Source organism: Priestia sp. P1_B12_1 (assembly GCF_056406695.1).
On the sequence record NZ_JBFTZR010000003.1, the window covers coordinates 243,596 to 255,859 of the forward strand.

A 12,264-nucleotide genomic window follows, 5' to 3' on the forward strand; every position below is an offset into this window, starting at 1 on the left:
ATTTTTATCACCCTATTTCGTGCAATTATGGACGATTTTTAATTCATAATAGAATCAAAACAAAAAAACTGATTCAGTACTGAATCAGTTAATTCATTTTGAATTAAATTCTTCTTATTTAATATTGTACTTTCGTAAACGTCTTACAACCGTAGGCTGGCTGATTCCTAATGCATTTGCCATTTCATACGTTGTTTGACACTGACGATAAGCACGGATCAGCCAGTTTTTCTCCACTTCTACAAGTGCTTGCTGAAGCGTCATTCCCTGAGAGGTTAACGTATCAAGAGTCTCCCATTCTTCTTTTTCACTTCTGATTTTTTCTGCATGAAACGGCAGGTCTTGAGGCGAGATGCTGTTTTCATCCGTTGTTAACACGAGGCGTTCAATTGTATTTTCAAGCTCGCGCACATTTCCGGGCCAATGATATTCAACTAATTGATTTAGTGCTTCTGCATGAAAAAATTTCTTCATTTTATATTTTTCATTTTGTTTATGCAACACGTGATAAAGCAGTGCCGCGATGTCTTCTTTTCGCTCGCGAAGCGGAGGAATTGTAATCGGAATAACGTGTAACCGATAAAATAAATCTTCGCGAAATGTTCCTTTTTCGACCATTTCCTCAAGCGGCTGATTTGTTGCTACAATCAGCCTGAAGTTTACGTGGTTGGCTCGTTCACTTCCAATTTTAGTGACTGTTTTTTCTTGCAGCACTTTTAAAAGCTTCACTTGCATATCAAGAGGCAGCTCTCCTATTTCATCTAAAAAAAGCGTACCGTTATGAGCTAATTCAAACTTTCCTATTTTTCCTTTTGTACTTGCACCTGTAAAAGAGCCTGCTTCGTATCCAAACATTTCAGATTCAAACAAACTAGACGGAATGGCTCCGCAGTTGATTTCAATAAACGGCTCTTCTTTTCGTTCACTTCCATAGTGTAAAGCACGAGCAAAAGCCGTTTTACCAACACCCGATTCACCTAGCAGCACAACCGTTGCATCGCTGTCTGCCACGCGATTAATAATGGACCATACCTTTTTCATCGATTCACTTCGTATGACCATATCATTTGACTGCTGTTCCCGAAGCTCTTCCACTTCTAGCTGATATGTTTTCATTTTCACTTCGAGCTGCTGATAATCTTCTTTTAAGCGCTGAAGCTCTGTTAAATCATGTGAAAAGCTGATTACTCTTTTCATACACCGATGTTCATCATACACGGGAATACCGGTTGCCATTACAACTTTGCCCGTTTCTGTTTTTTGCATCAGCTGTACTTCTTTCTTTTTCTTTAACACTTCAATCGTAACGGAAGGTGAAAAGATCCCGCGGTCTTGCAATTCGTATACGGTTTGTCCGACTAAATCTGACACGTCATATCCGTATATATCACGGCAGTTTTGACTAGCTCGTAAAATACACCCTTTTTCATCAGTGATGACGATATTGTCGTTAGAAGCATGCAAAATAGCTTCAAGCTCTCGTTCAATCATCTCAGTGCAGTACTCCTTTTTATTTAATCTGATTTTTCAAATATTTATACCTTCTATTTTATCAGTAAACTCGCTTATTCAACACAAAAAGCTCCTTTAATAGGAGCTTTTTGTTTAAGATAGCTGCTTCATTTTTTGTTTGAATAACGCTACTTTAATCATAAAATAAGTAATGTTTTCAGGTAATTCTTCTTTGATTGGTTTTAACTTTTCATCGCCTACTGAGGAAGCAGCTTCTAAAATAAGCTGTTCGTCCTCCTCTGAAAGAAAAGGTGACCAGTCAATTTCTTTTTCTTCTTCTGCGCATTTAAACAAATGATTTTCAATGGTAATGCGGCTCAATTCACGTTCAGCAGCAATTTCATCTAACGATTTTCCTTGTTTAAATAGCTCATACGTCATTAAGTGAGAACCTTCTTTTGATGAAGCTCTTGCTTTTTTCGGAGCAGGTGCTGAAACTTCTCGCTTTCGGTCTGGATTTTCTTCACAAAACTGTTTGATTTCAGTCGTGAATCGTTCTCCGTATCGCTCTTGTTTTTGTTCTCCGACTCCTTTTACAGTGGTGAACTGTTCAAGGGTTACCGGAAGTTTTGAACACATATCATGAAGAGTATCGTCTGAAAAAATAACAAAAGGAGGCACGCCCGCTTCGTCTGCCAACTGCTTTCGAACGGAACGCAAATGAGCAAACAGCTCGTCGTCTTGGACAATTTGCTTCACTTCCATTTGTTCTTTTCTCATCACTTTTTCCGTCCCAAGAAGCACGCCTTTTCCTTTGGCCGCTACGGATAAAGTAGGAAATGACCCTTGTCCTACTAAAATAAACTGCTCTGAAATCAAATACTCAATAAAATCGCTCACTTCTTTAGCCGACCGGTCACTCATGACGCCGTACGTTTTCAGTTTATCAAAACCAAAATCAACTACTTTTTTATTTCGAGAACCCGTTAATACTTGAGCAATCATCATTTTACCGAAACGTTCGCCCATACGAATCATACAAGATAATACTTTTTGCGTATCGACCGTTACGTCTATTTCCACACGATCATCCGTACAGTTGCTGCAGCGACCGCACTCATGCGCTTCACTTTCTCCAAAATAATGAAGAATATACGCTTGCAAGCAGCCTTCTGTATGACAGTAGTTCACCATACTTTGCAGCTTTTCAAGATCTTGAATCTGCTTTTTAGGATTCGACGTTGACTGTTCAATTAAAAAGCGCTGCACGCGAATATCTTGAGGTGAATAAAGCACGATACACTCACTTGGCAGTCCGTCACGACCAGCACGTCCCGCTTCTTGATAATAGCTTTCCATATTTTTCGGAAGCTGATAGTGAAGAACAAAGCGAATATTCGATTTATCGATCCCCATTCCGAAGGCAGAGGTAGCCACCATCACCTGCACATCATCTTGCAGAAAGCGGTTTTGCTCTTCATCACGACTGTTCCCATTCATACCCGCATGGTATTTTGATACGTTAACTCCTGACTTTTGCAATCTAGCATGAAGCTCTTCAACATCTTTACGCGTAGCGGCATAGATGATTCCTGCTTCTTGGTCATTTTTACGGATATACTGCTCGATATAGCTGATTCGATCCTGACCTTTCACGACAGCAAACGATAAATTTTCACGTTCAAACCCCGTCATCACCGTGTACTCTTCGTTAATATGAAGAGCTCGGCAAATATCTTCACGCACTTGAGGCGTCGCCGTAGCCGTCAGCCCCATCACAATCGGAGCGTTAGACAGCTTGCTGATGAGTTCATTGATGCGCAAATAACTCGGTCTAAAATCGTGGCCCCACTGTGAAATACAGTGCGCTTCATCTACCGCTACAAGCGGGATAGGAAGCATTTGAAGCTGCTCTAAAAACTGCGGAGACTCCAGTCGTTCAGGTGCCACGTAAAGCAGCTTATATTCGCCAAGCGCTACTTCTTCTAAGCGCTGCTGCACCTCCGTGTGCGTCAGCGAGCTGTTAATATACGTGGCTGGAATACCAGCTGCGTTCAGCGTGTCTACTTGGTCTTTCATCAAGGAAATCAACGGAGAAATAACCAGTGTCGTGCCTTCTAGTAATAATGAAGGAATTTGATAACAAAGCGATTTCCCTCCTCCTGTTGGCATAATACAAGCAGTATTGTGCCCTTCTAAAACATAACGAATAGATTCTTCCTGTCCTTTTCGAAACGAATCATAGCCAAAATAGGACTGTAAATGTGTTAAAGCTTGTTCAAACTGCAAAATTGCGTCCTCCTTTAAAATAAGTAGAAATAGTAGTTGAGGGATTAAGTTAGAAGAAATTGAGGCGTAGGGTTTTATTTTATCAAATCTTAAAGAAAGTTGCACAGAATTCGTTGATTTAAGGTTATAGCAAAAATGATAAGCGAAAAGCCCTCAATTTATAACTCTCTTTCCTATTACAAACAGTCTTTTTATGTATGTCAGGACTCCTTTCCTAAAAATCTTTCCCCATTCCATTCTTTTTTCCTGTATACTTAAGAATAGGAAAGAGGTGCTTATCACGAGACATCCTGTAGAAACGATTTATTATTTAGAAAATCCACAGCGTAATATTTCAACATATGCTTCCACAACTCAGCTAACGGTTGAGTCTGTTGTGAAAGATGTGTTTGGTGTTGCTTGCGTAGCAGATATTAAAATTATGCTCCAATATAATAAAGAATTCCGCAAAAGTATTAGTCAATTACACAATGCAATGGACGATGATCTTACGTTAGAAATGGTTTTTCGAGTTGCTTCAAAAGAGGATTTGCTTCGCTTTAAAAAAAGTTTACTTGAAAGTAGTTTAGATGACGCAGAAACGTCAATAGACTGTCCATTCAGCGCAACCATTCAATTACAAGATGGTCGATATACATGGAACGAGTCTACTTCTGTTTATGAAAAACAAAAAGAACGTCTTTCATCTTAAATTTCTCTATTTTTATGTATGCAAAAAGCCTGGATCTTAGCTATTTAAGATCCAGGCTTTTTGCAGTTTGTACTGTACCTTAAAAGATCAAAAAAACGATGCAGGAAAAAGGCTAACTAAAGCTTCTTCCCGCTTATCCTTCACAGGATCCTCCTCAAAAATAACAGCGCTGCTTTCCCTCCTCCTATGTTAAGCTTTTTAACCCAATTTCATGAAATAGGTTTTATCTCTTCCAATAACGTGTATACACAAAACAAGGAGATAAGTTACTTAAGCTTCTCTTCATTACTCAACGTATTCGAGAAAGTTGTCTATCATACAAGGAGGTTTTTGGAAATGGTAAATGTAAAAGTAGTTGAAAATGGCGTACAGGCAAAAGATACAATTGAACAATTTTTACGTGAAGGATTTACAAAAGACGAAGTTTATTTACTTGCACACCATCAAGATCGCTCCGAGGATTTAACAGCTGCAACAAATACAAACAACATCGGTCTTTCTGAACAAGGTGTTTTTGATGCGATTGCGAATGTATTTCGTTCTCGAGGAGACGAGCTTCGTGCCAAAATGCGTTCATTAGGATTATCACAGCCGGAAGCTGAACGCTATGAAGAAGAATTAGACCACGGTAAAGTAATTGTCGTTGCATCAAAAGTTGCTTAATAAAAAAGCCCTACAACAGGGCTTTTTTATTTTGTCTTCCTCCCTTCTTACCTTTTCATTAAAGCAGTCATTCAGACATATGATTATGAAGATAAGAGTTACTGTGAGGAGTGATATATTTGATTATAGGAATTGAGTACACAAAACGTGTAAAAAATGGATTAGTTGTTAAAAATATTCCTTACAAGATACACGATAAACCTTGTGATGAAGGCTGCTGTAAAAATGATAAAACGATAGGCATCAGAGACAAATTAAGGGTTAATTGGCTGTTGAATGTTTTTATGCCTAGCAAAAATATAACGGTATTTGATTATAAATATTGGTCAGAGGAATTAACTTCTTTATGGAGAGAGCATAGGAGAAAAACGATATAATACACCTGCTAAAAAAACTCCTTGATAAGCAAGGAGTTTTTTTCTATTTACTTCATTTTCTAGAACCAGCATATTTATTACGCATTGCCGCAATTTTTATAACTTTAAATTTGGTGATAGTAAATGTACTGTCATCATTATAAGTTACTGCGTGAGAGGCTTTTTCTTCCCCTTATTATAATCAATTTTATATGTAACATTTCTTAGCTGTGTTTATCCTTTTCTGCTGAAGGCAATAATGAAGATGCATAAACTATATAAAGGGTGAAAAGTTATGATTAACGTCATTGAGACACTACTTGATTATATAAAAAACTCTTCTACAGATGATTCGCCCCCTCCCCCACATATTGGTGAGGCTATGGGATGCTGGTTATATTTCACTGCTTTAGCGGAAGAAATACCTGCCTTAGAAACCTGTCTTAATACAACAACCAACAGCGAACTGCTTAAGCTTACTCAAGACTCAAAAAACCTGGCTGAATCTCAGATTGATACACTCAAAAAATTAATGATTAAAGAAGGAATTATGCTTCCTGAAATACCGGCTACCAAGCCGAAATCCGACCCTAACAGCATTCCATTAGGAGCAAAAGCAACGGATTCTGAAATTGCTAACTTAATATCTGTAAAAATTGCTTCTAATATCGTCATGTGCAGCACGAATATGGGACAGTCTATTAGAACCGATATTGGATTGATGTGGCTAAAATTCCACACTGAAAAGGTTATATTAGGATCAAAAGTGAAAAGTCTGATGCAGCAAAAAGGCTGGCTTAAAATTCCTCCTTACTACTATTCACCTGGAGCACCTCATAACTAATTGAAGTGTTTTAAGGTAAGCAGCATAGATAACCTTACATCTAACACATTTAACGAGGTGCTTGAATATGGATTTCCCTACAATTCATACAAATTTTTGGGACGCAGTCATTGGTGTTCCTGTCGTATTAATCGTGACACAACTGATCAAATGGCTTTTTCATCCTAAAAAGCAGTATGTTCCGACTATTGCTTTAGCTGTCGGCGTGCTTTTTTCAGTATTTATCAGTCACCCTCATCATATTATTGCCGGATTGTTTATGGGATATTTTTATGGATACGCCGCAATTGGCAGCTACGCCGGTCTTAAAACAACGTGGAGAACGATTAGAAAAGATACGTCACCTTATTCATCAGACTAAAAAACCAGCGACATATTCGCTGGTTTTTTAGTCTTCACTACTTATTTCTTCTGCTCCTAGCTCTTTGGCTAAGTGAACAACCGATTGATTGATTTTCCATACGTAATAAATGTTATGCAGCAGCTGAAGATGCTGTAAATTTCTTGATTGAACGGACGTGTCAAAATAATCTAAAGATTGTTCAATCTTTTGTCTTACATCTTCAAGCGTGTATACATACGTTCCTCGCTCTCCTCGCAACGCTTTTTCAAGCTGAGTGAAGTTGCTTGCTACTTTCTCTTCCACTTCCTTTACTACACCATGAAATTCTGCTTCCTTGTAAAAAGCCTCGTTTCTAGTAGAAGAAGCTACTAAATGCTTGGCGTAATAATTAATGGCGGTAAAAACGGTCAAAAATTGCTGAAGACGTGAACGGCCAACGAAACCTTTGATAATAGGATCTGAATCTACATGAAGCTGTTTTAGCTTTTTTTCTAATTCCATTCCTTTATCAGCTAAATTGGCAAACACATACTGCTTCGTAAAACGATGCAAATAAGTGTGAACAAATTCTTTTAAAGCCGCTACGTATTCTACTGAGGTGTCGGTTATTTTATCTCTTGTTCTTTTAGGGAACACAAGAGCAGATACGGCTAAACCAATTCCAACTCCTACAACTGTATCTAATACGCGAGCTAGTAACAAACTCTCTGAAATCCCCCCAAGAAGCATGTCATACATAAAGGCTAGCATCATCGTAATCCAAAAGCTCATAAACGAATACGTAATAGGAAAGAAATAAAAAGCCATAAACACGCAGATAAAAAGCAGCGTTATTTCAAGTATCCCGGGTGAGACAAAGCTTGCGACAACAAAGCCAACAGCTGCCCCTAAAAGCGTTCCTACGCTTCGCTGAACGGCTTTTACAAACGTACTTCCTATCGTTTCTGTACCAAGAAGCACTAAATAGCCTGCTAACAGCGCCCAATATTGATGCGATGGAGATAAAAAAGAGCCAAATATTAATGTCGCAACAGCAGTGATGACCGCTTGAATAGACTTTTTCGTAGATGGCTTTAATCCTTTTTCCTCATCATTATCCTCTTCGTCTTCTTTTTCTTCCGCTTCTTTTTGAGGCTGTTTTTCTTGTTTCACAATTGCCTGCTGCAGCTCATAGGCTTCATCAATCACGTGATTTGATATCGTTTCGATACGGCGGATTAAGTAAAGCCACTCTTTATACCTTTTATCTTGAGGTTCGAGTTCACTTAATTTTTGGCGCAGCTCTTGCAGATGCTGAGCTGCATCCGTTAAGGAATGAGTAGGATTTTCATTTAATACCTCTGCTTCGCGAATCGATTCCACTAGTTTTAACAGCAGCTGCTGAATATCAAAATGATTAAATGCCTTTAGTTCACTGAGCTTTCGAATCGCCGGGGAATATGTCTGGAGCAGCATAACTGTATCAAATACATAAAGGCGCATCTGTTCAGCTGTTACGCCAGGCCAAATGTCGTGGGGATCTGTATTTCCAAGCTCTTCTGATGCTACACGGGCATACTCCGCTAGTTTTTTAATATTACGGTTATATTGTTTGATTTGAGCCGGTTCAATTTGTTTCTTTTGAATTAACTCAATAATTAAATCAAGCACCAAATTCACTTGAATATGAAATGATTTCATTGAAGACCTCAGCACGTTGGCAGGCCGGTCTTTAAAGATAACAAAATTATAAATAAATGCACAGCATGCTCCTACTATAACGCCAGCTAACAGCCACGGCAGCTGAGAAAATGTGACGTGTAAAATAGAAGCAAAATAAAACGACATAAAGGCCACCATCGACAGGGAAAAATAGCGAATACCAAATCTCTGTAAATAAAAAGACAAAAACACCAACAGAACAAGAAAAATATTTTCTGCTTGTCCATATCGTGATAAAAACGAGCCAATTCCGAGAGAAACGGCGCTAGAAAGCGCTACTAAGCCTGTTGTCACTTTTTTTGCTTTTGTTGTTTCATCATTCACGACCAATATACCCATCAGGCCGATTACGCCTGCTAAAATAGCAGCGGTAATTTGTGAGCTTCCCGCTGCTTTTAATACGATCAGCATAATAACGACCGCTGTAATGACGCTAATCGTAGCTTTGGAAGCCGTTTTGAATCTTTTTCGTCCAGGGTCTGCAGCAACTAAGCGGCTGAACCAATATGAAAAAATAAACACCCTCTCCTTTCGTGCTGTAGAGTTCTTTGCAGAAAGAGTAATATTATTACTTATACCCTTTTTTATTCTTTTCTATCGTATGTAAGCACGTTTTTACACTATAACATTGCGAAGGACTAAAGTGCTAAACAAATGCTTAAAAACACATCTGTTTTCTGTCAGATGTGTTTTTAAGCATTAATCAGTACTTACAATGTAAGTGAAGAAATTTCCCACCCGTTTGTTAACGGATTTCTCTTTAAAGTAAAAACCATCGTGGTCTTTTGAGCCCCTTTACCTTCGTAATAAATAAGGCAATCTACGGCGATTTTCTCTTTTGTTTTATACTTTTTTGCATGAAATACGTCCGTTTTATAATAAATAGTGGAGATACTATGCAGTTTTGCCCATAGCTTATGCTCTTGCTTCACGCGCAAAATCGGCTGCATCAAAGCATCATCATCTTGCTTTAATCCTGTTAAAAACATATTTACGACTTCTGCCGGCTCAGCTTTTAATGCATATTCATCAAGCTTTCCTCCTGCTTTTAATACCATTAACTGATGACCTGGATCCACATTTTGAGACTTGTGAGTCGTACTTCCTGCAAAATGAATGCAAAAATGACCGGGGAATCCATTGTCAAGCGCACCGGCTCCGTGAGGCATTCCGTTCATGGAAGCGGCAAGCATTTGACCTTTAGACGGAATGAGAACAGCTCTTCGGTTCCAGCTCCATTTCCCATTATATAAGTGCTTCATTACTTTCGTATCTTGGCGTGTAAGCGGCTGAGCATCTGCATGGTGTGAGCCTGCTCTTCGCTGCACGTAAAAGTAAAAGCCGGTTTCTACATCGATCACTTTAAACTTTTTCCCCTTCGGCAGTAAGCTTTCTACACGTTTCCACTTTAATACTTTTCCTGTGTCACTTACCGGAAAGTACGTAAGGTTTTCTTCTGCTTTCATCTTTTGGGGATGCACAAAAAAACTAATAAGCATAAAGACTAAAATCATTAATTTTGTCATTGTCTACCCTCATTACCTTGTAGTTTCTCTATGTAATATGCGAAAGTACACATACAATTATAAATAGAAATTTTTACACGCTCGCCTCATGGAAAATAATACAAAAAAGAGCTTGTGAATCCTATACATTAAACGGTTCATTTTATTCATACTAACAGGTGAAAGCGAGGTATATGATATGAATTTCACTTGGATGGTTGGACTTTTAATGCTCATTCAACCTCTTTCTACACAAGACCACCTATCTATTACTCATGACGGTAAACCAATTGAACGGATTGAACGGGACAAAGTGGCCGTGCCTCTTCTTCCTGTCCCTATGGTTGATCATGACGGATACAATCTTCTTCTAAAAGAATTGGATAAAAAAACATATAGAGAGCCCATAAATGCCCGCATTGATAAAAGCGGACAAATTGTTCCTGAGCAAGCGGGTGTCAAACTATATCATAAAGATTTTGCGGAGAAATTTTATACTTATTTTTTTAGCGGCGGTACGTCAACATTAGAAATCCCGACGCTTCCTGTTCCGCCTCGCGTAGATAAAGAGCTGCTTGCAACGATTCGAATTAAGCAAATCGGTCATTATCATACGGTATTTAACCCTCATAATAAAAATCGTTCTCACAATATTTCTCTTGCAGCTGAATCACTAGACAGCAGCGTTATATTTCCTGGGGAAGTTTTCTCTTTTAATCAAACCGTCGGAAAAAGAACGGCAGCAAAAGGGTATATGCGTGCGCCAATCATTGTAAAAGGAGAGTATTCTGAAGGAGTTGGAGGAGGAATTTGCCAAGTTTCTTCTACTTTATTTAACGCCGTCGATAACGCTGGCGTAACGATTACACAGCGTTACTCACACAGTCGCAGTGTTTCCTACGTACCTCCTGGACGAGACGCTACCGTCAGCTGGTATGGACCTGACTTTCATTTTAAAAATACGTATAGTGATCCTTTGTTGATTCGAGCGCAGGTACAAGGGGGAGTCATAAGTGTGGCCGTGTATTCTACTGATGCGATTGAATATAAGCCTCGCCGAGTCCCTTGGGCTTCTGATGACCGATTGTTGAAAGAGAAAAAAATTGAATCACATGTTGATACTGAGCCTACCGATTAATCATCTTTTCCAGCATTTTATTTTTCCAGCATTTTATAATGAACACAAAAAAAGCCTAAAGGGTATCCTTTAGGCTATTCAGTGATATAATTAGCAGCCGTAGCCGCCACCGTAACCACCGCTATAACAACTACATCCGATAATTACTAATAGAATAAATAATACAACTAATAAAGCGAAACCAGAACCAAATCCACATCCAGCATTAGACATACAAGCACTCCCTTTCAACGTAATTTTCTGTTGCTAAAACAAAGAAGGTTCAAACATGGGGTGTTTCTCATGGATAGCTTATTGTATGTCTGCCTAGACGTTTTGGTTTGCTTTTCTGCTCATTTTTTAAAAATTGGGCTTGTTTTCGTCTTTACAACTCGGAAAACGTAATTCCGCAAAAGTAAAGCTCATTTCCACTCTTCCTTTAAAATTGCATAATAATATTCATCCCACCATCCTTTTTCAGTTGGAATACATTTTTTAAAATACCCTTCTCTTCTCATCCCGATCTTCTCCATAACACGATAAGAAGACGTATTCTCAGGTTGACAAGTAGCAATAATCCGATGCAGGTTCATTGTATTAAAGGCGTAGTCCACGATTGCTTTTGCCGCTTCTGACGCATATCCTTTCTGATGATAGAGAGAATTAAATACCCAGCCAATTTCATAAGTATGGTCCCCAAAATAGTTAAAAAAGACGATATGACCAATTAGGATTTTTTCGTTTTTTAATACAACTGGAAAATTTTTAACGTTTTCTTTCATATTTTCATTTACAAATTTCTTCGCATCATCCTTACTAAAAACACCTTCTGGTATGTATTTCATGACATCAGCATCAGATGTATATGCGTAGACATCTTGCCAATCTTCATATGTGAATTTGCGTATTAGTAATCTGTCAGTCTCAATGTTCATGTCATTCTCCCCTATCTCAAAGCTACCTTCTATACGCTTGTTTCGATAGCGAAGAGATAAAAACCTCTTTGCAACAAATTACTGTTGTTTTTGCTGACGCTTCTTTAAAACAAGATAAAGTGACTCTGCAAAAAAGAAAAATAGAAGAGAAAAAAGGACAAATAATTCGGCTACTTCCATTACACGAAACGGGCTTAACGCATTGTATAGTGCCTGCAGTATGTTCGTTCCTTGAAAAAGATCAATTCCTACAGAAAGAGCGACCACAGATCCAAATAGCAGCAGGCTAACTCCAATAATTTTCATATGTCTACTCCTCACCTAATCATTACTTACCTCATAGGTTCGTCATTTTCATTTACCATCAT

The 12,264-nt window shown here is 38.5% G+C and carries 13 protein-coding genes; 6 read left to right on the plus strand and 7 right to left on the minus strand.

The window, feature by feature from the left end:
- Positions 1–114: 114 nt before the first annotated feature.
- Together AC1D0Y_RS12215 and recQ are read right to left on the minus strand one after the other, a co-directional pair.
- Positions 115–1,491: a sigma-54 interaction domain-containing protein gene (locus AC1D0Y_RS12215; RefSeq protein ID WP_477707605.1), complete on the minus strand. Its 1,377-nt coding sequence runs from the start codon at positions 1,489–1,491 to the stop codon at positions 115–117.
- Positions 1,492–1,605: 114 nt separating this feature from the next.
- Positions 1,606–3,741: a DNA helicase RecQ gene (gene recQ / locus AC1D0Y_RS12220; RefSeq protein ID WP_477707606.1), complete on the minus strand. Its 2,136-nt coding sequence runs from the start codon at positions 3,739–3,741 to the stop codon at positions 1,606–1,608.
- Between the two features lie 271 nt (positions 3,742–4,012).
- Here recQ and AC1D0Y_RS12225 point away from each other — a divergent pair, with 271 nt between their 5' ends.
- From AC1D0Y_RS12225 to AC1D0Y_RS12245, 5 genes are all read left to right on the plus strand, one after another.
- Positions 4,013–4,432: a hypothetical protein gene (locus tag AC1D0Y_RS12225; protein WP_013056956.1), complete on the plus strand. Its 420-nt coding sequence runs from the start codon at positions 4,013–4,015 to the stop codon at positions 4,430–4,432.
- Between the two features lie 336 nt (positions 4,433–4,768).
- A complete protein-coding gene (locus AC1D0Y_RS12230; protein ID WP_013056955.1) occupies positions 4,769–5,095 on the plus strand; it encodes a YflT domain-containing protein in 327 nt (108 codons plus the stop codon).
- Positions 5,096–5,205: 110 nt separating this feature from the next.
- Positions 5,206–5,472, plus strand: a complete 267-nt coding sequence (locus tag AC1D0Y_RS12235; protein WP_235593569.1) for a hypothetical protein — start codon at positions 5,206–5,208, stop codon at positions 5,470–5,472.
- Between the two features lie 274 nt (positions 5,473–5,746).
- A complete protein-coding gene (locus tag AC1D0Y_RS12240) occupies positions 5,747–6,295 on the plus strand; it encodes a DUF3231 family protein (protein ID WP_060745701.1) in 549 nt (182 codons plus the stop codon).
- 67 nt (positions 6,296–6,362) lie between these two features.
- The gene (locus AC1D0Y_RS12245; protein WP_025752303.1) at positions 6,363–6,656 is read left to right on the plus strand and encodes a hypothetical protein; all 294 of its coding nucleotides are present in this window, start codon (positions 6,363–6,365) and stop codon (positions 6,654–6,656) included.
- 27 nt (positions 6,657–6,683) lie between these two features.
- Here the strand turns inward: AC1D0Y_RS12245 and AC1D0Y_RS12250 are convergent, their stop codons facing one another.
- Both AC1D0Y_RS12250 and AC1D0Y_RS12255 read right to left on the minus strand, forming a co-directional pair.
- Positions 6,684–8,861, minus strand: a complete 2,178-nt coding sequence (locus tag AC1D0Y_RS12250) for an FUSC family protein (RefSeq protein ID WP_060745702.1) — start codon at positions 8,859–8,861, stop codon at positions 6,684–6,686.
- A 188-nt stretch (positions 8,862–9,049) separates the two neighbouring features.
- On the minus strand, positions 9,050–9,865 hold the full coding sequence (locus AC1D0Y_RS12255) for a hypothetical protein (protein ID WP_477707607.1): 816 nt from the start codon (positions 9,863–9,865) through the stop codon (positions 9,050–9,052).
- 178 nt (positions 9,866–10,043) lie between these two features.
- Between AC1D0Y_RS12255 and AC1D0Y_RS12260 the strand changes: the two genes are divergently transcribed.
- Positions 10,044–10,982, plus strand: a complete 939-nt coding sequence (locus tag AC1D0Y_RS12260) for a VanW family protein (RefSeq protein ID WP_060745704.1) — start codon at positions 10,044–10,046, stop codon at positions 10,980–10,982.
- A 90-nt stretch (positions 10,983–11,072) separates the two neighbouring features.
- Here the strand turns inward: AC1D0Y_RS12260 and AC1D0Y_RS12265 are convergent, their stop codons facing one another.
- The 3 genes from AC1D0Y_RS12265 to AC1D0Y_RS12275 form a co-directional block, all read right to left on the minus strand.
- On the minus strand, positions 11,073–11,195 hold the full coding sequence (locus AC1D0Y_RS12265; RefSeq protein WP_013056948.1) for a YjcZ family sporulation protein: 123 nt from the start codon (positions 11,193–11,195) through the stop codon (positions 11,073–11,075).
- Positions 11,196–11,383: 188 nt separating this feature from the next.
- Positions 11,384–11,896 (minus strand): GNAT family N-acetyltransferase, encoded by a 513-nt coding sequence (locus AC1D0Y_RS12270; protein WP_060745705.1) that lies wholly within the window; start codon positions 11,894–11,896, stop codon positions 11,384–11,386.
- Between the two features lie 78 nt (positions 11,897–11,974).
- Positions 11,975–12,202: a YczF family membrane protein gene (locus AC1D0Y_RS12275; protein ID WP_060745706.1), complete on the minus strand. Its 228-nt coding sequence runs from the start codon at positions 12,200–12,202 to the stop codon at positions 11,975–11,977.
- Positions 12,203–12,264: the final 62 nt, after the last annotated feature.

What these genes read in the sequence shown, in the direction of transcription:
- AC1D0Y_RS12215 (WP_477707605.1), bottom strand. Translation starts at nt 1,491, where the DNA reads ATGATTGAACGAGAGCTTGAAGCTATTTTGCATGCTTCTAACGACAAT.
- AC1D0Y_RS12240 (WP_060745701.1), top strand. Translation starts at nt 5,747, where the DNA reads ATGATTAACGTCATTGAGACACTACTTGATTATATAAAAAACTCTTCT.
- AC1D0Y_RS12265 (WP_013056948.1), bottom strand. Translation starts at nt 11,195, where the DNA reads ATGTCTAATGCTGGATGTGGATTTGGTTCTGGTTTCGCTTTATTAGTT.
- AC1D0Y_RS12270 (WP_060745705.1), bottom strand. Translation starts at nt 11,896, where the DNA reads ATGAACATTGAGACTGACAGATTACTAATACGCAAATTCACATATGAA.
- AC1D0Y_RS12275 (WP_060745706.1), bottom strand. Translation starts at nt 12,202, where the DNA reads ATGAAAATTATTGGAGTTAGCCTGCTGCTATTTGGATCTGTGGTCGCT.
- AC1D0Y_RS12260 (WP_060745704.1), top strand. Translation starts at nt 10,044, where the DNA reads ATGAATTTCACTTGGATGGTTGGACTTTTAATGCTCATTCAACCTCTT.
- AC1D0Y_RS12255 (WP_477707607.1), bottom strand. Translation starts at nt 9,865, where the DNA reads ATGACAAAATTAATGATTTTAGTCTTTATGCTTATTAGTTTTTTTGTG.
- AC1D0Y_RS12230 (WP_013056955.1), top strand. Translation starts at nt 4,769, where the DNA reads ATGGTAAATGTAAAAGTAGTTGAAAATGGCGTACAGGCAAAAGATACA.
- AC1D0Y_RS12245 (WP_025752303.1), top strand. Translation starts at nt 6,363, where the DNA reads ATGGATTTCCCTACAATTCATACAAATTTTTGGGACGCAGTCATTGGT.